This is a genomic window from Clostridium arbusti SL206 (assembly GCF_000246895.1).
Lineage (GTDB): Bacteria > Bacillota > Clostridia > Clostridiales > Clostridiaceae > Clostridium_I > Clostridium_I arbusti.
In genome coordinates, this window is record NZ_BAEV01000011.1 from 20,588 (window position 1) to 43,035 (window position 22,448).

General features: G+C 28.3%; 23 protein-coding genes, 1 pseudogene and 1 other annotated feature. Of the genes and pseudogenes, 3 read left to right on the plus strand and 21 right to left on the minus strand.

All coding sequences use genetic code 11. The features are described 5' to 3' along the window. Window positions 1-58: 58 nt before the first annotated feature. Window positions 59-883, minus strand: a complete 825-nt coding sequence (larE, locus tag RH99_RS03610) for an ATP-dependent sacrificial sulfur transferase LarE (protein ID WP_010234085.1) — start codon at window positions 881-883, stop codon at window positions 59-61. A 214-nt stretch (window positions 884-1,097) separates the two neighbouring features. Between larE and RH99_RS03615 the strand changes: the two genes are divergently transcribed. Further along, window positions 1,098-2,240: a DEAD/DEAH box helicase gene (locus tag RH99_RS03615; protein WP_010234087.1), complete on the plus strand. Its 1,143-nt coding sequence runs from the start codon at window positions 1,098-1,100 to the stop codon at window positions 2,238-2,240. 43 nt (window positions 2,241-2,283) lie between these two features. Here RH99_RS03615 and RH99_RS03620 read toward each other — a convergent pair whose 3' ends face one another. The 14 genes from RH99_RS03620 to RH99_RS03675 all read right to left on the minus strand — a co-directional run bounded on the left by RH99_RS03620 (window position 2,284) and on the right by RH99_RS03675 (window position 15,484). Beyond that, window positions 2,284-3,450 (minus strand): aminotransferase class I/II-fold pyridoxal phosphate-dependent enzyme, encoded by a 1,167-nt coding sequence (locus RH99_RS03620; RefSeq protein ID WP_010234089.1) that lies wholly within the window; start codon window positions 3,448-3,450, stop codon window positions 2,284-2,286. Then, a complete protein-coding gene (locus RH99_RS03625; protein WP_010234091.1) occupies window positions 3,447-3,926 on the minus strand; it encodes an Lrp/AsnC family transcriptional regulator in 480 nt (159 codons plus the stop codon). Before RH99_RS03625 ends, RH99_RS03620 begins: the two co-directional genes overlap by 4 nt. A 58-nt stretch (window positions 3,927-3,984) precedes the next feature. After that, window positions 3,985-4,275 (minus strand) — a binding site (T-box leader). A 285-nt stretch (window positions 4,276-4,560) separates the two neighbouring features. Next, window positions 4,561-4,959, minus strand: coding sequence for a GerW family sporulation protein (locus RH99_RS03630; RefSeq protein ID WP_010234093.1), 399 nt, complete (start codon window positions 4,957-4,959; stop codon window positions 4,561-4,563). A 75-nt stretch (window positions 4,960-5,034) separates the two neighbouring features. Then, on the minus strand, window positions 5,035-5,688 hold the full coding sequence (locus tag RH99_RS03635; protein WP_010234096.1) for a DUF2953 domain-containing protein: 654 nt from the start codon (window positions 5,686-5,688) through the stop codon (window positions 5,035-5,037). Window positions 5,689-5,857: 169 nt separating this feature from the next. Beyond that, window positions 5,858-7,708: a PAS domain-containing sensor histidine kinase gene (locus RH99_RS03640; RefSeq protein ID WP_010234098.1), complete on the minus strand. Its 1,851-nt coding sequence runs from the start codon at window positions 7,706-7,708 to the stop codon at window positions 5,858-5,860. A gap of 56 nt (window positions 7,709-7,764) precedes the next feature. Continuing rightward, window positions 7,765-7,902 (minus strand): cyclic lactone autoinducer peptide, encoded by a 138-nt coding sequence (locus RH99_RS18480; protein ID WP_010234101.1) that lies wholly within the window; start codon window positions 7,900-7,902, stop codon window positions 7,765-7,767. A 5-nt stretch (window positions 7,903-7,907) separates the two neighbouring features. Then, the gene (locus RH99_RS03645; protein WP_010234103.1) at window positions 7,908-8,561 is read right to left on the minus strand and encodes an accessory gene regulator ArgB-like protein; all 654 of its coding nucleotides are present in this window, start codon (window positions 8,559-8,561) and stop codon (window positions 7,908-7,910) included. Beyond that, on the minus strand, window positions 8,548-9,015 hold the full coding sequence (locus RH99_RS03650) for a hypothetical protein (protein ID WP_010234106.1): 468 nt from the start codon (window positions 9,013-9,015) through the stop codon (window positions 8,548-8,550). The genes RH99_RS03645 and RH99_RS03650 overlap by 14 nt, the downstream gene beginning before the upstream one ends. A 550-nt stretch (window positions 9,016-9,565) precedes the next feature. Beyond that, entirely contained in the window at window positions 9,566-9,913 is a 348-nt protein-coding gene (locus tag RH99_RS18230; RefSeq protein ID WP_010234108.1) for a hypothetical protein, read from the minus strand. Further along, window positions 9,910-10,335 (minus strand): hypothetical protein, encoded by a 426-nt coding sequence (locus RH99_RS18235; protein WP_010234110.1) that lies wholly within the window; start codon window positions 10,333-10,335, stop codon window positions 9,910-9,912. The genes RH99_RS18230 and RH99_RS18235 overlap by 4 nt, the downstream gene beginning before the upstream one ends. Before the next feature lie 171 nt (window positions 10,336-10,506). Further along, window positions 10,507-11,373, minus strand: a complete 867-nt coding sequence (locus tag RH99_RS03660) for a tRNA 2-thiocytidine biosynthesis TtcA family protein (protein WP_010234112.1) — start codon at window positions 11,371-11,373, stop codon at window positions 10,507-10,509. A 153-nt stretch (window positions 11,374-11,526) separates the two neighbouring features. After that, entirely contained in the window at window positions 11,527-13,236 is a 1,710-nt protein-coding gene (gene ade / locus RH99_RS03665) for an adenine deaminase (protein ID WP_026038389.1), read from the minus strand. 152 nt (window positions 13,237-13,388) lie between these two features. Beyond that, entirely contained in the window at window positions 13,389-13,787 is a 399-nt protein-coding gene (locus RH99_RS03670; RefSeq protein ID WP_010234116.1) for a hypothetical protein, read from the minus strand. 269 nt (window positions 13,788-14,056) lie between these two features. After that, the gene (locus RH99_RS03675) at window positions 14,057-15,484 is read right to left on the minus strand and encodes an MATE family efflux transporter (RefSeq protein ID WP_010234118.1); all 1,428 of its coding nucleotides are present in this window, start codon (window positions 15,482-15,484) and stop codon (window positions 14,057-14,059) included. Between the two features lie 209 nt (window positions 15,485-15,693). Between RH99_RS03675 and RH99_RS03680 the strand changes: the two genes are divergently transcribed. Further along, the gene (locus tag RH99_RS03680; protein ID WP_373854697.1) at window positions 15,694-17,016 is read left to right on the plus strand and encodes an FAD-dependent oxidoreductase; all 1,323 of its coding nucleotides are present in this window, start codon (window positions 15,694-15,696) and stop codon (window positions 17,014-17,016) included. Window positions 17,017-17,083: 67 nt separating this feature from the next. On the opposite strand, the pseudogene RH99_RS03685 reads toward RH99_RS03680, so the two are convergent. The 4 genes and pseudogenes from RH99_RS03685 to RH99_RS19160 all read right to left on the minus strand — a co-directional run. After that, window positions 17,084-17,359 (minus strand): annotated as a pseudogene (locus RH99_RS03685) (ATP-binding cassette domain-containing protein); the annotation flags it as partial. Beyond that, complete coding sequence (locus tag RH99_RS03690) at window positions 17,332-17,595, minus strand: energy-coupling factor transporter transmembrane component T (protein WP_081504368.1); 264 nt, start codon at window positions 17,593-17,595, stop codon at window positions 17,332-17,334. The pseudogene RH99_RS03685 and the gene RH99_RS03690, both read right to left, overlap by 28 nt. A gap of 311 nt (window positions 17,596-17,906) precedes the next feature. Then, on the minus strand, window positions 17,907-19,358 hold the full coding sequence (locus RH99_RS03695) for an SSO2105 N-terminal domain-containing protein (protein ID WP_243441442.1): 1,452 nt from the start codon (window positions 19,356-19,358) through the stop codon (window positions 17,907-17,909). 8 nt (window positions 19,359-19,366) lie between these two features. Continuing rightward, window positions 19,367-19,519, minus strand: coding sequence for a MerR family transcriptional regulator (locus RH99_RS19160; protein WP_158511930.1), 153 nt, complete (start codon window positions 19,517-19,519; stop codon window positions 19,367-19,369). A 14-nt stretch (window positions 19,520-19,533) separates the two neighbouring features. Between RH99_RS19160 and RH99_RS18485 the strand changes: the two genes are divergently transcribed. Continuing rightward, window positions 19,534-19,794, plus strand: a complete 261-nt coding sequence (locus RH99_RS18485; RefSeq protein WP_243441441.1) for a DUF3842 family protein — start codon at window positions 19,534-19,536, stop codon at window positions 19,792-19,794. An 86-nt stretch (window positions 19,795-19,880) separates the two neighbouring features. On the opposite strand, the gene RH99_RS03700 is transcribed toward RH99_RS18485, so the two are convergent. Beyond that, a complete protein-coding gene (locus tag RH99_RS03700; RefSeq protein WP_010234127.1) occupies window positions 19,881-21,266 on the minus strand; it encodes a SpoVR family protein in 1,386 nt (461 codons plus the stop codon). 5 nt (window positions 21,267-21,271) lie between these two features. Further along, on the minus strand, window positions 21,272-22,444 hold the full coding sequence (gene yhbH / locus RH99_RS03705; RefSeq protein WP_010234129.1) for a sporulation protein YhbH: 1,173 nt from the start codon (window positions 22,442-22,444) through the stop codon (window positions 21,272-21,274). Window positions 22,445-22,448 lie beyond the last annotated feature (4 nt).

A 22,448-nucleotide genomic window follows, 5' to 3' on the forward strand; every position in this document is an offset into this window, starting at 1 on the left:
AAAATACTCATTATACTATAAATCATTATTGCCAATATTTCAATAATTTATTTGTTATTTATACTTGTTTTTGTTGTTTTGTAAGAACTTCATTCATACTTCCAGTTCTATATCCAAATAAATCTAAAGTTACATATTTAAATCCAATCTTTTTTAATTTGTCAGCAACCTTGTCCATTAATCCTAAATCAAAGAACTTTTCTCTTTCCTCCGGAGAAATCTCTATTCTAGCAATATCACCATGATGTCTAACTCTGACTTGACGGAATCCTAAATCTAGTAAAAATTGCTCTGAATCCTCTATCATTTTTAATTTATTAATGGTTATCTCACTTCCATAAGGTACTCTTGAAGATAAGCATGCAAAAGAAGGTTTATTCCAAGTCTTTAGTCCCATAACCTTTGATAATTCTCTTATATCCTTTTTAGATAATTTTGCTTCTTTTAATGGGCTAATTACCTGAAGCTCCTTAGCAGCTTCCATGCCAGGTCTATAATCTCTTGTATCATCCAAATTTGATCCATCTAAAACTTCATCCAAATTATTTTCTTTTGCAATTTCACCTATCTTTGTAAATAGTTCTCTTTTACAATAATAACATCTATTAGTAGGATTTTTTGAAAATCCTTCAATGTCAAGTTCTTCTGAAACTATTACAATATGCTTTACTCCTATTTCTTCAGTAAATTTTTTTGCTTCGTTAAATTCTCTTTCAGGATAAGTTGAAGACTTAGCTGTTACTGCAATAACTTTATCTCCAAGAACCTCTTTTGCAACCTTTAACAAAAAAGTACTATCAACTCCACCGGAATAAGCTACTGCCACACTCTTAAGTTTTTTTATATTACTCTTTAAAATATCTAGCTTAGAATCAATACTCATATTTATTCTCCTCACCACATAATAAAAATCAATAAAACATTATAAATTAATACTTACTTATTAAAATAATTTTATATATTCCTTTGTCAATTGTCAAGATTTCCAACTTCATCTAAATTTCCCGGGAAAATTGACAAAAACATATACAAAGTATACAATTATTAGAGTTTTTAGACAAATTAAAGATATAAAATATGATTTTAAGGAGAAAAAAATGACTACTTCATTTGAGGAATTAGGATTAAATATAGACTTAATAAACAGCCTCCAAAAACAGGATATAAATATCCCTACTGATATACAAACTAAGGTTATCCCTTTGGCCCTTGAAAATAAGGATATAATAGCACAATCTCAAACAGGTACTGGAAAGACTCTCGCTTACTTGCTTCCCGTATTTCAAAAAATAGATTCAAGTAAAAAGGAAATGCAATGCATTATCTTAGCACCTACCCATGAATTAGTAATGCAAATAGATAGAGAGATAGAACTGTTATCAGAAAACTGTGATAACACTATAACTTCTTGTACAATAATAGGCGATGTTAATATGTCACGACAAATTGAAAAGCTAAAGAAAAAACCACATATAATAGTAGGATCCACAGGACGTATTTTTGAACTCATTAAAAAGCGAAAAATAACGGCTCATACTATTAAAACTATTATTATTGATGAATGTGATAAATTATTAGATAAAAATAACATATCTAAAGTAAAAGATATTATAAAGACTACTATGAGAGATAGACAGCTTATGGCATTTTCTGCAAGTGTAAGTGATAGCACATTAAACTCTGCTTCACTATTAATGAAAGAACCTTCAATTATAAAGATAGAAAACGAAATACTTAATACTCACGTTAACCATATGTATTTTTTATCAGAACAAAGAGATAAATTTGAACTGCTTAGAAAAATAATAGCTTCTGAAGAACCTTCAAAATCTATTATATTTATAAATAAATCAGTAGAAATAGACTTTATAGTATCAAAACTTCAATATCATAATATAAGCTGTTATGGTTTATATGGAAATGCTAAAAAAGAAGAGAGAAAAAGAGCCCTAGAAGACTTTAGAAGTGGCAAAATTAAATTTTTAGTAGCTTCTGATATTGCAGCTAGAGGACTAGATATTAAAGATATAACTCACATATTTAACTTAGATTTACCTGAAGATCCAAAAGAATATCTTCACAGAGTTGGTAGAACAGGACGAATGAATACCTCAGGTACTACTATTTCAATTATAAGCAAGAATGATTTATCTACTATAAAAAAATATGAAAAGAATTTTAATCTAGATATTAAAGAGAAACATATATTTAAAGGTAAAATTATAGATAAAAACAAATAAATAATATAAGAAAAGGGGGTATTTCGCCCTTTTCTTATATTATTTACTTTATTGACTTTATGAATCTCTCTATTCTCTTCATAGCTTCTAATATATTATCCATGGATGAAGCGTAACACGCTCTAATAAAGCCCTCACCACATTCTCCAAAAGCATTTCCTGGTATAACCAATACCTTTTCTTTTTGTAAAAGTTCTTCACAGAATTTATCTGATGTCATTCCTGTAGATTGTATAGACGGAAACACATAAAATGCACCTAATGGTTCAAAACATTCTAGTCCCATCTTTTTAAAACTACTTACCATTACACGTCTTCTTCTGTTATATTCTCCAATCATTTCCTTAACAGAGTCTTCTCCATTTTTTAGAGCTTCAATAGCAGCATATTGCGCAGTAGTAGGAGAGCACATTATAGCATATTGATGAATTTTCTTCATAGCTCCTACTAAAATTTTATTTCCACAGACATACCCTAGTCTCCAGCCTGTCATTGCATAGGCCTTTGAGAAACCATTTATTACTATAGTTTTATCTCTTATTTCTGGAAAACTTGCTATAGATACATGTGTTTTTTCATAGGTTAGCTCTGAATATATCTCATCAGATATAACTATTATATCTTTATCCTTTAGTACTTCTACAATAGCCCTCAGCTCATCTCTTGTCATTGTAGCCCCAGTAGGATTGTTAGGAAAAGGTACTATTACAACTTTTGTTCTTGGTGTTATAGCTTCCTCTAGAAGCTGTGCAGTCAATTTAAATTCATCACAAGCCCTAAGATTTAATATCTTAGGAGTTGCCCCTGTAAAGGCCGTACATCCTTTATAAGCAACAAAACTTGGTTCTGGTATTATAACTTCATCTCCTGGACCTACTAATGCTCTTAATGCTATATCAATACCTTCACTTCCTCCAACGGTTACAATAATTTCATTGTCTGGATTATAATCTAATTCATATTTACGTTTTAAAGAATTAGCTATTCCCCTACGCAATTCCATGAAACCAGCATTTGAAGAATAATGAGTATGACCTTGCTCTAATGAATATATTCCGGATTCAACTACATTCCAAGGAGTAACAAAATCAGGTTCTCCTATTCCAAGAGATATAGCATCATCCATATCATTCACCATATCAAAATACTTTCTTATGCCTGAGGGTGGCATATTTCTTACATTATCCAGTATCATGTCTTTAAGCATCATATAAATAAGCCCTCCCTGTCATCCTTTGGTCTATCTCTAAAAATAGTTCCTTTATCCTTATATTTCTTAAGTACAAAATGAGTAGAAGTACTCAGAACATATTCCTGAACAGCTAATTTTTCTGCTACAAATAAAGCCACTTCTTTCATGGTTTTACCTTCTATTATAACTGTTAAGTCAAAGCCTCCAGACATCAAATAACAAGACTTAACTTCTGGAAACTTATATATTCTCTCAGCAACTTTGTCAAAGCCCTCGCCTCTTTGTGGTGTTATTCTAACCTCTATTAATGCTAATACTTCCTCTTTACTTGTCTTTTCCCAGTTAACCAGTGCAGGATACCCTACAATAACATTATCTTCCTCATATTTTTTGATAGCTTTTGTAACCTCATCTATAGTTTTTCCAGTCATTTGAGCTATTTCTTCTGCAGTATACTTACTGTTTTTTTCAAGAATCTCAAGAATCTCTTCCATAAAATTTCTCCCCTTAGTAAAAATTATATTTATATATAGAAATACTCCTTCATCCCATGTGAGGGACGAAGGAGTATTCGCGGTACCACCCTAATTAAAGTCTTCTTAGACTTTCTCTTTAGCAGAAAATAAATTCTTTCCCCAGTAACGCGAGGACACGTCTTTATCTATTATAGTAATTGGTTATGGTATCTTTAACTTGCTATTTCTTTTTGATACCTTACCAATTCCAATTTCTCAATAGGAAACTCCGAGGCTGCATTCCATAAGATCTATTGTTGAACTTTCACCTTACATCAACTCTCTTTGAATAAAATACTTATGTACTCTTCCCCATCACGGTCTTTATGGCTAATTTCATAATTAGTTTTCATCAATTATATCAAAAGAATCATTATTATTCAAGATTTTTAGAACTTATTTTTAGCATTAGGCACATTCAAATAAATAACTAGTCAGTATGCTGGTCTATTTTGAATCCTACTACGTCAACAGAACCCTCAGATAGCTCACTATCCTCAGAACCTGTTTCCTTGTAGACTTCAAAATATCCGTCGCATCTTTGACTTACTATTTATTTTCATATGCCTTATAAATAATTACCCTTTAATATAATATATTTATTTACAGTATATTATTTTTCTTCTTTCGGTGTATCCTTAGACTCTGTTTGATTCTTACTTGATTTTTTAAATTTAAATTTTGAAACTATTTCTGGTACCATATTAAGTATGCTGTCTAAATTACTTTTACCTGTTATAGGTAAAAGTGTAACCTTATCTCCTGTAATTGATATTACTGCATTTGGAGTAACCTTAGCTGCGGCACCAAGACCAGTTCCACTTTTAGATTGGCTTTTAGTCCCATCATTTCCTCCACCGGTTCCACATCCAAATGAAAGACTTATTATAGGTATTAACGTAGTTTCACCTACTACTATTGGTTCACCTACCACTGTTTCTGTCTTTAAAAATTTTTCAAGATTAGTAAACAAAGTATCTAGATTTTCTTTTAACGAAGTTTGATTCTCCATCTTATACCCTCCCCACAATACTTTAAATTATAACTATTATTTAAGCTTTTTTAATATTATATTTCTTAGTCATATTCAAAATATTCGTCGCATCCTTGACTTACTATTTATTTTCATATGCCTTAAGTCTTTATTTAATAACAATTTTATAGTTCTAAATCCTATTAATAAAAGATTAAATTTTCCCTTAATATCAATAAAAATTTCTAAAATAACTTCATTAAAGATAGGATTCATGTCTATTTCAGCTGATAAAAATCTTGATTTAATCATTGAAATTATAGCACTTATAACCCCTGTATTACAAGGATCTTCTAATCCATATATGCCTTTAATTTTAACCTTATTAGGTTTTACTATTAAAAGTATATATTTAAAATATTCAATTAAGGTTTCTACAGAATTTAAATTTAAGACCTTACTAAAATTCATTTTATTAAATACAGTCTTTGTGCCTATATTTTTTTTTACTTTCTTATGCTTTTTTAAATTGGAATAGATACAAAATATAATAAAATAAACTTTCATCTCAAAATTATCTGATGTCTTCAAACATGTAAATCTAAGTATTCCAAGCAACCACTTAATTTGAAACTTTACATTAATATTTTCCTTAATATCTCCCTTAAAAACATAGGTATATGGACTTACTAATAACATAAGTATTAAAGCTATAACTATAAATAATATAATTATTAAAATTTTTAAAGCTAAAATTATCCCTTCCATATTTTCTACCTGCTCTCAAAATACTAATCATAATCTTTTACAAAATTCCTATTCATTATAGTGAAGATGTCTATTATAAACTCCTCCTACATAATGATATCATTGATAAATAAAGCTAAAGATTCACTTAATCTTAACACTAATTATGTCAATGCAAATCTACTATAAATTAGGAATATATATCTGAAAACTCAATATTTATTCTTTCAGTATCAGTTTCATAAAAAGCTTTATTTTCAGCATTTTTTTCTACATGTTTAACTGGTAATTCTACAATAAAATTACTTCCTACGCCAACTTGACTCTCAATATGAATAGTTCCACCATGAAGTTCTACAAAGGATTTTACAAGAGACAAACCCAGTCCAGTGCCCTCTCTATTTCTACTAAGTGTCTTATCAACTTGTCCAAACCTTTCAAAAATCAACTTTTTCTTATCATCTGGTATTCCAATTCCCGTATCTTTAACAGAAATATAAACTTTGTCGTCTTCATCTACTACATTAACTAATATTTCTCCACCTGAATTTGTAAATTTCACTGCATTAGAAAGCAAATTTAACATGATTCTCTCAATTTTATCCCCATCAACAGCCATTACCTTTTCTTCTACATTAGTATCAAAAATAAGATTTATTCCCTTACTTTCTACATAATCTGATATAGATAAAGTTATATCTTCTATCATGGCTACAATATTGGAATTTTCTAATTGAAGCTTTAAAAATCCACTATCAGATTTAGTTAAATCTAATAAATTATTTATAAGTTTCAATAATCTATAACTATTTATCCTCATAATATCCACATAATAATTTCTCTTTATTACATTTCCGCACTGTTTCTCTTTATTATTATACAATTTTATCATCTGCAATGCAGAAAAAATAAGATTAAGTGGTGTTTTTAATTCATGAGATATATTTATAAAAAACTCTGTAATCATAGTATTAAATTCTCTAGATTCTTTCAAGAGTTTTGTATTTTTCTCTACATCTTTTTGTAATTCTTCTACTTCTTTTTCAGAAGTTATATTCCTTAAAATACTGAGTATAGTAGGTTTTCCCTCATATATAAAAAAAGAAGAGGTGTTTTCAATATTTATGATATTATTATTATTATTTAATAGTTTTTCTTCAAATACAAACTTAGGTAATTGTTCTCTATATATTTTACAAAATCCATCTTTAAGATTACTCCTCTCCTCCATAGGTAAGAGAGACATAATAGATTTACCAATAAGTTCCGAAGGACTATTAAAATCTAAAAGCTTTGCTGCACTTTCATTTACAAATATCAATTTATTATTACGATGTACTAAAATAGCCTCATAGCAGTTTTCAATAAGTAAATTATAACAGGATTTATTTTTTATTAACCCTTCTTCAATAAGGCTTCTTTGCTTATCCTTCTTTTCCAATTCACTACTTAAAAACTTTAATTGCACATCCTTATTTTCAATTCTTTTATCTTCTATTTCCTTATAATATCCTAATGGCCATGCCGTTAAAATAAAAACTCCAACTATAATTAAATCATTTTGGAAATAATAATTTATATCTCCATTTGATACATAAGTAAAATCAATTATTAAGATTATTACAGATGAAATAAACGCTGTAAGGAGACCCATTTTCTTTCCAAGTTGAAGTGTAGCTGATATGATTACAAGTAGAAAAAGACACTTTATTTGGTTAGAATAGGTGTTAGTTATAAGTATTAAGGCTGTATAGATAATAATAAGTATAGTATTTTCAATCATTCTTATTAATTTAATATACCTAACCTTATATACATTTGATGCCATATGCGAAAATAACCACCATAGAAATATACCTGAAAATAAAAGTAATCCCGTAGAATTTACCTTAAAAAAATCTTTATAGGTATCTCCAAATAAATTATTCTGGAATACCTTTTCATATATAACAATCACACAAAAAAATAATGATACTAATTTTACAATAGAAATCATCTCATTTATTTTCTTTTCACCATTTTGTTGCTGAATTTGTTTCATATCCTTCACACACCTATTTGTAAAATGAATAATATAAGGACCTTACGGTCCTTATATTATTTCTTTTGTAAACATTTTGGTTCTTTTGGTTGATAAAAACTATTATAACAAGCTGAAGCTGAAGTAGAAAAAGCCACACGTTTAAATAAAGACTTAGATACATCTTTTACAGTTCTTTTCAATTTATTTTTCATAGTTTTCACTCCCTTATAATATATTTTAAGATACTATCGACTTTGCTCATAATAATATGACCTGCAGTAGTAAGAGTAAAACACTGCCACAACAAAGCAAGGCATATGCACTGTGATAATTTTAATAAAATTAAATATTTATAATTAATATATAAAGCTATTAACACAATTGACATAATTGACATAATTGACATAGTTAATACAGATTTCCATTTTAGTTCTTTTCTGAATTCCATACTTAATATAGGCTTAGCTGGGCTATCTACAGGTGCTAACTTAAATATAGTATAATAGCAGAATAAAAGACTCGTTAATGTGATAAAAATAACTAAACTAAACCGTGAATATATGTAAACTTCATTTATAAAAATAGGACAAATAATAGCACTAAGAGTTCCAATTGCTATACATCTAGTTGGAGAATCTGAATGTACCCCACCTGAGTACTTTCTTAAAGTACAAGTAGTAAAATAGAAAACCAAAGCTTCTAAAAGTACACCAAATATTAGTGAAAATATTACTACCATTAACACACCAATTAATTTTAATATTAAAATTAATGCTCCATATTCTATTATCTCTCTTTCATCTTTGTCCATCTCTGAAGTATTGTATATATTAGCCACAATATTCTTAGATAACCTTTCAATGAAAAACATCTTTAAATCTCCTACAAATTCTATTTCTAATTATATAAATTATATAAACCATAATTGCAAACATAATCAAAGATGGTAAATTACATATAAATTTTAAATAAGAACTATTAAACTCATCTATCTTAAATACATTAATTAGTAAGATAGCATTCAACCATTCACATAAAGAAATTAAAATTACAGATATAAATATTGAAAAAATACTTACGTTAATCGGTATTTTAATAATATATAAAGCTATTACTATAAAAATCATCATGTTAATTATAGTATTCACTCCAAAACTAATGGGCAATAATCTTACTCCATATGTTATAAGAGCTATAATTAAACTAGCTATGATAAATCTACTTTTACATATCTTTTTATTAGCAAATAAATAAGCAATGACTACTATCAAAAACGACTCTGGAATAGTTCTAAAGAAAAACTCCAATGCTGATAATTTTAACATATAGCACATCCTTCCAAAATATCTTTGGAATCATTATATCATTTTATAATAAAAAATAAAATATATGTCAAAAACATATCTATTTAGTAAATTCATTGTTTTTCATAGAAATTTATAATATATCATGTGTAAAACAATAATATTATTGTGTAAATTTTATATTTAAAGTAATACTTTTATAAACCTTAACATATAAACTTGCTCCTAATAATATCCTTTAAATTATTATACCATGTTATAATAAAATAAAATATATGTCAAAAATATATTTATTAGTAAAGTATTTATTGTTTTATAAGATTTTATGATGTTGTATCTTGTAAAATTATAAGTATTTCTTATAAAATTGTAATAATAAGGAATATATATTGCTAATAATGTATATTTAGATATATTATTTAGATATTCGAAATTGAAGGAATTTATTATAAAACAATATTAGACAAATTAAAATTATTTTTTCAATATAAAGAATTTAAAATATTTTAAATAAAAAAAGTTCCTCTCATTTTATTTGTAGCAATAAGAAGAACTTTTTTTTATTTATAACTCAACTTTCGTATGACAAAAACACTAGCTTTTCCTTTATAAAAGCAGGTAATGTTGATATAAAATAGTCCAAAAACAAGTTAATTTGTTCTTTGGTCAAAGAAAGTTTTTCTTGTAATGCGTTTTTAAGTAATTCTAAAATAATTATAATAGATTCAAAAAATTGTATATCTTCAAGTTCATCACAACAATTAAAAAATAAGCCACCTATAGTACGTAAATCTTCATTGTTGCGACTTTGTGTAGATAGCGTAATATATCGAGTAAATACAATAGTAGTATGTGCAACCATTGATTCATAAGAACGTCCTTGAAATTGTTTTGCAAGATTAAAAAAAGATTTATTCATTTTGAAGAAAACTTCGATTCCCAACGTTTTCCGTATATTCTTATAATTTCTTCATCACTTAATGAAATATCTGTTGAAATTAGTGCTAACCAGTTTTTTGATTTATTTTTATCTTTAACAAAAACTATTTTTGCCTTTATAGGCGTAGCCTGCTGCGAGTCTTCACCTATTTCAACAATTATAGATGCTTTAACTTTAGCTTTTCCACGTTTTTTCTTTAGCGTAGCATATAAGGATTTTAGATTCAATTTTCTATTTTCATAAGTATAAAAAACTTTTGGCATAGCTTTAACCATAGCTATTGTGTGAAATTTAAGTTCTAAAATTCTTATTAAAGTTTTTGGATAAGTAAACCAACTATCAAATAAAACATAGATTCCAGGTATAGCATAAGCTGTCGCTTGTTTTATTAGATCAATCATTATAAGGGAATGTTCTTCATTTTTTTGCTTCTAAATACTGAAATCACAGGCTATCGCCGAAAAAATTCATGTGCGAAAGTTGAGTTTATAACTATCTATTAGTTACTTATTTTATATAAATTTACGTCTATTAACATCTAATCCTTAAAATAACCTTATCAATTATTTTTCTTATTCTTCATCATATATATCTAAAAATGAATATTTTTCTCCACCTTTTTCCCATCCTACAATAGAATCCAAGTTTACATTTTGTGCAGATTGAAAAATTGATTTATCTACATCGTTAAAATTCTTTTTCAATTCACTTATTAAATCTTTAATTTCTTTTCTCTTACTAGAGGTTTTTTGTGCTGCTACTATACATCCACAGTTCATAGTTGATAACCCATTATTACGTACAAACTTCTTAATATCATTTTCTTCAACATAGTACAGCGGTCTAATTAATTCCAAGCCCTCAAAATTCTTAGATTTTAGCTTTGGCTTCATAGTCTTAAAATTTCCAGAATACAATACATTTAACATAGTAGTCTCTATAACATCATTAAAGTGATGCCCTAGTGCCAGTTTATTACATCCAAGCTCTTTTGCTTTAGTATAAAGCGCCCCTCTACGCATTCTTGCACACATATAACAAGGATACTCTTTAGCTATATTCTCTACCACTTCAAAGATACCAGATTCAAAAAGATGTACAGGAATATTTAAATATTCGCAGTTATTAAGTAATAAATCTTTATTGCTTTTATGAAATCCAGGATCCATAGCAATAAATTCCAATTCGAAATTTATTTGAGGATGATATTTTAATTGCTGAAACATCTTAGCCATAAGTAAACTATCCTTACCACCTGAAACGGCCACTGCAATTTTGTCTCCCTCTTCTACTAATTTAAAATCTTTAATTGCCCTAATAAATTTTGTCCATAAATATTTTCTGTACTTTTTGACAATACTACGCTCTATTTCCTGCAGTGGCTTTCTTTCACATAATGGTATTACTAATTCGCAGCCACTTCCTCCGATACTATTCATTTTTACACCTCATTTAATTTATTTAAACTCACGTTTTTTAATTTTTATACTTTGGTTAACACCATTTATCCAATGAATAGTTCATAGACAATTCATATAAATCACAATATCAATACTATTTTAAGTATTAATGTTGTATTTTTCAACACTATTTTAAATAAATTTAAACTGAGTCACATCAAAGAGTCCTTGATCTGTAATTCTAATTTCAGGAATTACAGGCAGTGCTAAAAATGATAAGGTTATAAATGGATCTATATTCCTATTAATTCCAAGCTTTAAAGCTTCCTGAATCATATTATTTAAAGTTGTTTCTACATATTCTGCGTTTCTATCACTCATTAAACCGGCTATAGGAAGTGGTAATGTTCCTTTAACCTGACCCTTACTTACAACAGTATAACCTCCGTTTTCCCTTTTAAGTTCTTCAATAGCTATTATCATATCCTCATCATTGTCACCTATTACAATTAGATTATGTGAATCATGAGCTACAGTACTTGCAATAGCTCCATTTTTAATATTAAAATTACTTACTATACCAAGTCCTATATTACCAGTAGCCTTATGTCTTTCTATTACTGCAGCCTTTGAAAAAGTTTCATCTGCTACAAAATTACCTTTTGAAGTCTTTACTTTTTTACTTTCTTTTCTTGTAATAAGTTCATTTGGCATAAGCTTTATTACTGTGGTAACATCACTATTAAGTTTTATTTTTAAGTCTTCAGTTCCTATATCCTTTACTCTAACTGTATTAAATACATTATTATCATCTATATTTGAAATAATTTTAGTACATATTTTCTTGTCTTCATACACTATCTTTCCTCTATAAAGTACTTTATCAACATCAAAATTATCCAAGTCATCTAGTATTATCATATCTGCTGAATACCCTGGAGCCACAGCACCTAGTCTCTTTAATTTATAACACTGGGCTGCATTTATTGTAGCCATGCATATAGCATCAATTGCACTTACCCCGTACTTTATTGCCTTTTTAATATTATAACTTATATGACCATTGTGTCTTATATCATCTAAATGCTTATCATCAGTACAGAAAACGCATCTATCAAATCCCATATGATTTTTAATAAGACCCTGAACTAAACTTTTTAAATTTCTTGCTCCTGAACCTTCTCTTATTTGAATATACATTCCAAGTCTCAAACGTTCCAGTGCTTCTTCTATAGTAGAACATTCGTGATCTGTCATAATCCCTGCTGTTTTATAAGCGTTTAGTGCATCTCCTTTAAGATTTGGTGAATGTCCATCAATGATTTTATTGTCAAATAAGTCAATCTTCTTTAACATTTTTTCATTTCCATTAATAACAGAGGGATAATCCATTACCTCACCAAGCCCAAGAATCCTATCATTTGATAAAAATGGTTCAATTAGTTCTGCTGTTAAATCGGCTCCATTGTTTTCGAAAGGAGTACTCGGCACACTAGAAGGCATCATATAGTAAATATTTAGTGGTAACTCCTTAGACTGATTAAGCATAAAATTTATTCCGTTAATTCCACAAACATTAGCTATTTCATGGGGATCTGCTATAAGTGTTGTTGTTCCATGAGGTATTATAGCTTTAGCAAACTCTGGTGGAATAACCATAGTTGATTCTATATGCATATGACTATCTATTAAACCTGGACAAACATATTTTCCATTTACATCTATTTCAGTAACTCCTGAATAATCTCCTATTCCTACAATTTGATCTTTACAAATTGCTATGTCTCCCTTAATTATTTCCTTCGTAAATACATTAACTATATTTGCATTTTTTATAACTAAATCGGCCTTTTCTCTTTTCATAGCCATATTTATTCTTTCTTTTTTTAGCTCTACACTCATATATTATATTTAGTGAAGGTATGTATTATAATTACAAAACCCCCACTAAATTTCACCTCTTTTCGATTAATTTAAAAATCAGTGGGTAATAATCCACTCCACTGATTTTCTAACTTAGTAGAGTATAATTTTAGATAAAACTTATACTCTTATCAATTGATTTCTAAATCAGCATATATTTGTTCTCCATTTATATTTAAATCTAAAATTTTAACCCCAGAGAACTTATCTATAAGTAATTTATTTATCTCTACTATTACCCTTTTATTATGCACATAAACAAAATTTTCACTGTCGGTTTTATTAATGAATCCCATGAACATATTTATAATAGTATCATTTGAATTTAAGGTGAAATACAGTTTTCCATTTTCATACTTATTATATATGAGAATCACCTTTATTCCTGGCAAAAAACTACTTATACCAACAGTTATTTCAATTTGATTATCATTGATAACTTGAAGTTTTCTCACTCTCTTCTTATCATAGTCTGCATTTTTTTCAATTAAAGTTAGAACCTCAGAAATAGAAATATTTAAACGTGCCATATAATAAAACTCCCCATAAATTATTAAGGCATGTGAAAATAAATAACAAGTCAAAATAGACTAGTATACTGACTAGTTATTTATTTGAAGATGCCTAAGTCTTATAAATATAATAATCTTTATAGTATAATCATATGTTTTAGTTTTGCACTTTAAAATAAAATTTCTATAATTTTTTATACTATTTAGTTTCTACATTTTTAATCATATTAGTTATGATATTTTAAGGTTAACTATAATTAAACTATATATTTTGTAAAATCAGATTTTTAGGTAGTTTGATTTTTGGAAATATTTTTATTTGTCTTTATCACTACAATATTTTTCCATGCTCCCTTTCTAAATCTAATTATATATAAAATTCCTCTCACAAGCCAATCTATGTACATTCCAAGCCAAACTCCTATTAGACCTAATCCTAAAGGTATTCCCAGCACATATCCAAGTGTTATTCTAAATACCCACATACCTATAATTGATGTAATCATAGTATACTTGGCATCTCCTGCGCCTTTAAGTCCAGCAGGTAAAACAAAACTAATGGCCCAAATCGACATACCTAGTCCATTTATTATTAATACTCTTGTAGTTAAATTTATAATATCAAGATTCTGAGTGTATAGTGATGAAACTCCTCTAGCAAAAGGTATGGATACAAATCCTACTGCCATTAATGCAAGAGTAGAAATTTTTGTTATATATGCTAAACATTTTCCAGCCTCTTCACTCCTTCTCCTACCCATATACTGACCTACTAAAGCAGTGGCCGCTATACTTAGGGCATTACCTGGTATATTGAGCATATTAGTTATAGAAACACTTATTGCATTTGAGGCTATAGTCACTGTTCCTATGTCCACAATATATATTTGAGTGATTAATTTACCACAGTTAAAAAGTAGTGACTCTATACTTGCAGGAATTCCTATACCAAAAATAGGCCTTAATAATTCTTTATTAAACCTGAATGCCTTTAACTTAGTTAATTTTATTATCTTAGTTCCTCTCAGTAAAACTATTAATACTATTATAGCTCCAATTATTCTTGCAGTGGCAATAGCAAGTGCAGCCCCTTTTATCCCAAAACTTGGGGTATGTATATTAATAATACCATCATCAATATTTATCCCATATATAAGAATATACCCTAAAATTACATTTATAATATTCATAAAGATACTAATTTTCATTGGAGTTTTAGTATCTCCAGCACCTCTTAAAATTCCATTACAAATCAAATCTATAGCTATTAATGGATAAGTTAATAGTGTTATTCCAAGATAAATATAAGTATCATTTATTACAGTTTTATCCGCTGAACCAAAGAGAAGTGATATAAGTGAATTATGAAATATCCAGGTAATAAATGTTATGCAAACAGCTATTAATAATCCAGAATATAAAACCTGTTTTACAGATTCATTGGCCAATTTAGTATTTTTCTGTCCTATAAACTGAGCAACTACAACAGTTCCCCCTACAGCTAAAGCAGAAAAAAATGCAATAAATATATTATTTATTGAATCTACCATTCCAATAGCAGATACAGCTTCCTTACTTATGTGCCCTGCCATCATTGTATTAACCATACCTAGAGACATAACAAATAATTGTTCTGTAAATATAGGAATTGTCAAATTAAATACATCTTTTCTTATAAACCTCAATTTATAGCCATCTCTTTTCTTTAAATACATTTTAAAAATACACTTAAATTTATATTACATTATATAAATTTTATCTAATGCAACTTCAAAGAAATAACTGATCTATTTCTTCTTCTTATCTATTTCCACATGGCTAAAACTATTTATTAATAAAATAAGTGTCTTTTTTAGGATAAATCAAATCATTCTAAAATTCAATACATAAAATATATAAAAAAGTTGCAAGAAATTTGAAATGAATGAATATGATAGTAATAGTAGCTTTAATTGAAAGGGTGAGCTTTTTGAAAGTTATAATTATTGGTGGTGGCTGGGCTGGCTGTGCAGCAGCTATTGCAGCTAAAAGAGCAGGTGCTGAAGTAAGTTTATATGAAAGAACTGATTTATTATTGGGACTTGGAAATGTTGGAGGCATAATGAGAAACAACGGTAGGTATACCGCTGCAGAAGAACTTATAAATCTTGGTGCAGGAGATTTAATTCACATAACAGATAATAATGCTACACACAAAAACATTAACTTCCCTGCTCATGATCATGCATGGCTTTATGATGTAAATAAAATTGAACCAGAGGTGAAGAGACATTTAATTGATTTAGGAGTAGAAGTAAATACATTATCCAGGGCTTTAAACATAAAAAAAGAGAGAAATAAAATTAAAAGTATAAAATTTGAAGATGGCAGTTTCATAAATGGTGATGTATTTATAGATACAACAGGATCTACTGGTGGAATGAATAATTGTTATAAACACGGTAATGGCTGCGTAATGTGTATTTTAAGATGTCCTACTTTTGGAGGAAGAGTAAGTATTAGTGCCTTAGCTGGTGCAACAGACATAGTGTCAGAGAGAAGCGACGGGAGCATAGGAGCCTTTAGTGGTTCTTGCGAAGTATCAAAAGAAAGTTTATCCAAAGAAATAGTAGAACAGCTAGACACTAAAGGTGTAGTTATACTAAAAATTCCTGAGGAGGATATAAATGTTGAAAAATTAAAACTAAAAGTTTGTCAGCAATATGCCCTTGAACAATTTGCTGAAAATTTAATACTACTGGATACAGGACATATAAAACTTATGACACCTTTTTATCCACTTGATAAATTAAGAAAAATAAAGGGTCTAGAAAAAGTTAGATTTACAGATCCTTATTCTGGGGGCAGAGGTAATTCTATTAGATACTTAGCAGCAGCTCCAAGAACTAATGACCTAAAAGTTGTAGGTGTAGATAATTTATTTTGTGCTGGAGAAAAGGCAGGATTCTTTATAGGACATACTGAAGCTATGTGTACTGGTTCTTTAGCTGGTTATAATGCAGTTAGATATTTAGCTAATTTAGATCCTTTAATCTTACCTGATTCCACTACTATAGGGGATTTAATTTCCTATTCAAATTATAGAATGAATGTAGAAAATGGTAAAAAAATTAAATTTACTTTTTCTGGAGCCGAATATTTTAATAGAATGAAAAGAGTTGGTTTATATTCTACTAACAATACGGAAATCAAAACCAGAATAAAGAATTTAGGTCTTCAAAATATATATAGGAAAAAACTAATCTAATAGTTAAAAATATTATTCTTTATATGAGAAATTTAAAGTTCTAAATTCCTCATATAAAGAGTATTATCTAAATTATATTATTTTCATATAAAAATTTTCTATCTTCCATTATTTCTTCATAGTCACCATCTCTAATAATTGTATGATCCTTAGAAAATACAATTGCTCTTTTAAAAATTTGCTTTACATATTCAAAATCATGAGTAGAACATTTAACTTCATCTTCATTCATACCCATTTGCCTTGGTCCAAAAGCAATTTCATCATATACATTAGAACAAAATAATTGAACTTCTGAATTTTGAAACACAAAACTCAATCTTTTATGAAAAAGCTTATAATACATATATAATCAGCTATTTTAAATTTAAATTTCTTATAAATTTTATATTCACCAGTGAATCCTCTACACTCCATTGCACTATACATTTCTTCTGACATATCCTTTGACTTTATAAACATAGTACCTATAATACCTGAAAGTGCTAAATTCTTATTTTTACTTCTGCCAACAGCTCTAAGTTTTAAAGCATAAACCATATTCAAAGAAAATTCTCCTAAAACAATAATATGCTTCATGCTGGAGCAAACATTGGTATAAGTGGCGAACCTGATTTCTAAATATTAGACAAACTTACCAATCTAATATTTTCACTTTATCCGCTAATAAAGTGGTAGTATCACAGGATTCAACTACTAAGGTTAATACTCTCGTATTAAAATTCCATATATCTATTACCAGACTGCCTTTATAATTCAATTATCATTAATATTCTTACAAAGTCCAACAGAATTGTGAGTGTTACTCAACCCCTAAAATATATTTTAATCGCATAAGCCTTTCCTACTAGGTGTACTTATGCAGTTTATTATCTATTTTAAAGTTAATACTAAACTATTAGTCCTAATAATATTTTCCTATTTACTATCCAAAAATCAGGATTTTTCACCTCTTCTTTCTTTTTAATATTTCTATCTATTATCGACCACTTTTTCCATTCATGATAGTAATTAAATTTATATTTATACTTTTCATTTACATATTTATCTATCAATACTTGTGGTACACTTTCTTTATATTTATAACTTCTTCTTGCTATAACCATGGCTGCACCGTTATGTACAACCATACCATATTGATGGCAGTATTTATATAATCCTATTTTACTTGTATAAGCAGGATGTACTTTTAACAATTCTACTCCTTCTCTATAGCAGGCACTTTCCAGCATAGTTAGTAGCTTGGAATAAATAAAATTATTTTTAATTCTAGCAAATTTACTATTTACATCTTTATCATTTTTAAACTTTAAATTTTCAATAGATATACCACATTCATACACTTTAGCTATTTTTACAACTTGAGCAATTAATTCACCACATAGATTTTCTCTTCGATTACCTTTGGAATATAGTAACTCATGTTGTTTTAAATAAGTATGCCATTTATAATTACCCTTATTATCAATCATAGTTAAAGCAAAACCATCTGGATTTGTGTCTATACCTATAACTCCATTATGTCCAGTATATATAACATCTGTTTCAGGTAACTCAAAGGTTATATGACAATAATATTTATCATTCTTTTTTATAATTTCTACCTGATAAACTTCACCTGTTTGTAAATGATTTAAAAATAATTGTCTGTAATTAATACCATTAATTTTCTTTGATAGTTCCTGTGGTAAATATATAGGTACTTGTATTTTAACAGCTCTATTTGATTCAGTTTTCTCTAAAGTAGATATTTCTAAAAAAGTCATATTATCTTTTACAATAACTCTTAAATTAGGATTACCATTTTTAGTTTTATCTCCACGAGAATATATTCTATTATTTCTACAATCTTTCCATTCTTTATTAGTAATTAGTCCTTTACATCTTCTTAGAAACATTTCTTTTGTTCCAAACGTTACAGATGGAATGGTATTAGTAACAATAAAATTGTTCCAATAATCTAATTTTCTTTGTCTTTTAGCTAACTTACTTAATAAAGCATTTTTCTTTCTATCTGATAATTTTTTATTTTTATCAGATAGTATTTTTTCTATAGCTTTAACTTTTTTAGAATAATCATCATAATTCATTTTAATCAATTCTTTTTGTGATCGAATTGTTTGTCTTGCTGATTCCACAGCATCTTTCGCCTGTCTAATATTAAGATTATATTTCTTTGCTGCCATTTTTTCTAATTCAGATATTTTGATACCATTCAATATTTTTTTAAAAGAATATCTAATAACAGTACAAAATACTAACATAATATTATCAATTACAGATTTATTTATATCAGTTTCATTTATTAGAATTGCTTTCATTGTTATCTTCACTATTTTCATCTCTTTCATTAAGCTTTTAGTTTATCTTTATTATCTCCTCTTCTCAAAGTTTTAGTATTTACTCCAAATAATTTACTTGCTTTAGTTGTATCTATTCTTAGTAATGAGATGAAATATACTTTATCCAGCAATTTTATATAATTTTGTATAGCTTTATCCAATTATTCAGCAACTGTTGCTACCTCCAATTTGCCTGTTTTGCAAAGCAAATCATGTAGATTGTATAATAGGTCCTATTGGAATAATCTGTAGTGGTGGCATAGCTGGAGAAATTACCCCTATGCTTTCTGAATCCATATTTAATATGAATTGTATTAAATACATACTACCTTTAAAAAAACATGGCATATATATTCCCGGTACAAGACATCTGCAAATAAAAGAAATCATAGATGAGATCATACTAGATATAAAAAAAAGGGTCAATACATATTAAATGATTATTTAATATGTATTGACCCTTTTATTTTCATTTAATTTATAATTCATCAAATTTTATGAAAAATAAGTTTTTTTATAAATCTATATTTTGGTCTGAGTCATTCTCTTTATAACTCTATCCTTTCCCTCACATATTAGATTCAATTCTCCATCTTCGATTTTAGTCTTTAGAACTACAGTATGCCCCCATAATTCATATATATATTTTATTGTGGATTCAGCATAACCCATATTCAGTTCTCTTCCATCATATACATGTTCTAGTGTCAATGTCTTATCTTTTATGGACATATCCGTTATTCTAATAAGCGGAATCATTCCCATGCCACAAGAACTACATAATGTATTTCTTATATTTATCCACCCTTCATCATCTGGTACATCTTTTACAACATAGTTTTCATCTTGCTTTGCATATTCAAATAAATTAAGCTCATAACACAAGTCTTTTGTCAAATACCTTCTAATAAAAGATTCATCTCTTTCAAGCTTTCTAATTTCAAATATCTTTTCCTTGCCATACTTTTTATGCAGATATTCAAACATCTTGAATCCAATAAAGTAAGGATTTATAAAACCCATTCCCGGTGCTATAACATCATTATGACGCTTAATAAATTCTAAATACAATTTATCAGGAAGATTAAGTTTTTTTAAGATATTGTAATGCCAATAACTAGCCCAACCTTCATTCATAATCTTCGTTTCAATCTGTGGTATAAAATAAGCTGTTTCTTTTCGTACAACTTGAAGTACATTCTTTTCCCATTCATGAAGATTTCCATACCTTATAATAAAATATAACAGATCGTCTTCAGGTTCAAGCGGTATTTTACTTATATCTGGGACTTCATCCTTTTTATAAGGCTCTATTATGCTCCTATTTGTATTTTTATTTGCATATTCATGCATAATCCTACCTTTAAATTCTTCATCACTTATTCTCTTTTCTCCTACCACTCTTGAAGTCTGCAATTTTATAGCATGTGCTGCATCAAGTATCCTCTCCACATTTTCATATCCAATACTTGGATCCTTTATATAACTTCTTATCATATCTGCATCAGTTTTAAACATTTCAACTGTATAATCTGCTCTAGTACCCTCTGCAAAAAGTCTATTATTTTTAAAGAAATCATTGTGACCATATACATGAGCCATAGTGAGGATCTGTAAAAGCAATGTATTCTCTTGCATTAAATACGCCATACAAGGATCTGAGTTTATGACCATTTCATAGGGAAGACCACTTAAATTATAGCTATAAGTGGTACTATTTTTTTCATATGACTTTCCAAAACTCCAGTGAGGATATCTAGAAGGCATACCAAGATATGCCTCATAGGCAAGCATATCTTTGTACCCTATTATTTCAAACTCCTGCTCATAATAGTTAAGACCGATATCATTTACTATTTTTTCAATTCTATTATTCCAGTCTTCTAATCCTGCTACTGTATACTCCAAATGTATCACCCCACTTGTTCCTTTTTAAGCATATCTTTAAGTGCATTCCACAAATCATTTTTTTGTTTAATGGACACAGCTACAAAATTTTTATCACTTACCTCTTTAATAAGCTTATCTTTAATATTTGTAGAATAATATCCACTCATAATCTCTGCATATCCGAACATATTACATACTTCACAAAGTTTTTTTGATGCTGTTACCGCTCTATTATTATCTTCGGTCCAGTTATCACCATCACTAACATAGAAAGTATATATATTCCAATTATTAGGATTATACCTTTTCTCGATTATTTCCAAAGCCGTATTCAATCCACTGGATATATAAGTACCTCCTGATTCTACTTTATGGAAAAATTCAAATTCGTTTACCTCTCTTGCCACGGTAGAATGTGCCACAAATGCTATCTCTACATTAGAATATTTTGTTCTAATAAATTGAGATAGAATAAAGAAGAAAGAACGAGCTAAATATTTCTTTGTATTATCCATAGAACCTGAAACATCCATAACACATATAATTACTGCATTACATTCCTTTTTAAAGGTTTTCTTTATTCTATAATATCTTAAATCCTCATTTTTAAAAGGGAACCTTTCTATTTCTTCATCACTATCTTCTTCTCTTAATGCCCTTTTCTTTCCCTGTACCCTTTTTAATTTTTCAATAGTAGTTCTCTTCTTTGCCAATCTAGGATTAATACCATGTTTTTGATATCCTGCTTTTTTTGTTCCATTTTCGGTAAGTACATCTGCAAACTTCTTTTTATCCATCTCTGGTAATTCTAAATCATTCATGAGATAGGCCATAACATCTTCTAAAGTAATTTCTGTTTCGTAAATATCTTCGCCTTCATCATTACCTGCTCCTTTATTGCCCTTTCCCCCACTTTCAGACTTATCCTTTCCTACTACCTGGCCTCTTTTCTCACTTCCATCACCGCTGCCAACTCCAGGTGTATTTTTTCCATAAATAAATTGATATTCTTTAATACCTCTAATGGGTATCTTGATTTTTTTATCTTTAGTTTGACCTATTATACTCTCTTCAGATAATATATCGCCTAGATTATCCTTTATGGATTTTTCAACAAGCTGACGATGTCTTCTTCTATCTTCTACTGCTCTATCATGTCCTAAGGATGTTGAATTATGATCTCTGAATAATGCCATTATA

What these genes read in the sequence shown, in the direction of transcription:
- larE (WP_010234085.1), bottom strand. Translation starts at nt 883, where the DNA reads ATGAGTATTGATTCTAAGCTAGATATTTTAAAGAGTAATATAAAAAAA.
- RH99_RS03615 (WP_010234087.1), top strand. Translation starts at nt 1,098, where the DNA reads ATGACTACTTCATTTGAGGAATTAGGATTAAATATAGACTTAATAAAC.
- RH99_RS03620 (WP_010234089.1), bottom strand. Translation starts at nt 3,450, where the DNA reads ATGATGCTTAAAGACATGATACTGGATAATGTAAGAAATATGCCACCC.
- RH99_RS03625 (WP_010234091.1), bottom strand. Translation starts at nt 3,926, where the DNA reads ATGGAAGAGATTCTTGAGATTCTTGAAAAAAACAGTAAGTATACTGCA.
- RH99_RS03630 (WP_010234093.1), bottom strand. Translation starts at nt 4,959, where the DNA reads ATGGAGAATCAAACTTCGTTAAAAGAAAATCTAGATACTTTGTTTACT.
- RH99_RS03635 (WP_010234096.1), bottom strand. Translation starts at nt 5,688, where the DNA reads ATGGAAGGGATAATTTTAGCTTTAAAAATTTTAATAATTATATTATTT.
- RH99_RS03640 (WP_010234098.1), bottom strand. Translation starts at nt 7,708, where the DNA reads ATGAAACAAATTCAGCAACAAAATGGTGAAAAGAAAATAAATGAGATG.
- RH99_RS18480 (WP_010234101.1), bottom strand. Translation starts at nt 7,902, where the DNA reads ATGAAAAATAAATTGAAAAGAACTGTAAAAGATGTATCTAAGTCTTTA.
- RH99_RS03645 (WP_010234103.1), bottom strand. Translation starts at nt 8,561, where the DNA reads ATGTTTTTCATTGAAAGGTTATCTAAGAATATTGTGGCTAATATATAC.
- RH99_RS03650 (WP_010234106.1), bottom strand. Translation starts at nt 9,015, where the DNA reads ATGTTAAAATTATCAGCATTGGAGTTTTTCTTTAGAACTATTCCAGAG.
- RH99_RS18230 (WP_010234108.1), bottom strand. Translation starts at nt 9,913, where the DNA reads ATGAATAAATCTTTTTTTAATCTTGCAAAACAATTTCAAGGACGTTCT.
- RH99_RS18235 (WP_010234110.1), bottom strand. Translation starts at nt 10,335, where the DNA reads ATGATTGATCTAATAAAACAAGCGACAGCTTATGCTATACCTGGAATC.
- RH99_RS03660 (WP_010234112.1), bottom strand. Translation starts at nt 11,373, where the DNA reads ATGAATAGTATCGGAGGAAGTGGCTGCGAATTAGTAATACCATTATGT.
- ade (WP_026038389.1), bottom strand. Translation starts at nt 13,236, where the DNA reads ATGAGTGTAGAGCTAAAAAAAGAAAGAATAAATATGGCTATGAAAAGA.
- RH99_RS03670 (WP_010234116.1), bottom strand. Translation starts at nt 13,787, where the DNA reads ATGGCACGTTTAAATATTTCTATTTCTGAGGTTCTAACTTTAATTGAA.
- RH99_RS03675 (WP_010234118.1), bottom strand. Translation starts at nt 15,484, where the DNA reads ATGTATTTAAAGAAAAGAGATGGCTATAAATTGAGGTTTATAAGAAAA.
- RH99_RS03680 (WP_373854697.1), top strand. Translation starts at nt 15,694, where the DNA reads ATGAATATGATAGTAATAGTAGCTTTAATTGAAAGGGTGAGCTTTTTG.
- RH99_RS03690 (WP_081504368.1), bottom strand. Translation starts at nt 17,595, where the DNA reads ATGAAGCATATTATTGTTTTAGGAGAATTTTCTTTGAATATGGTTTAT.
- RH99_RS03695 (WP_243441442.1), bottom strand. Translation starts at nt 19,358, where the DNA reads ATGAAAATAGTGAAGATAACAATGAAAGCAATTCTAATAAATGAAACT.
- yhbH (WP_010234129.1), bottom strand. Translation starts at nt 22,444, where the DNA reads ATGGCATTATTCAGAGATCATAATTCAACATCCTTAGGACATGATAGA.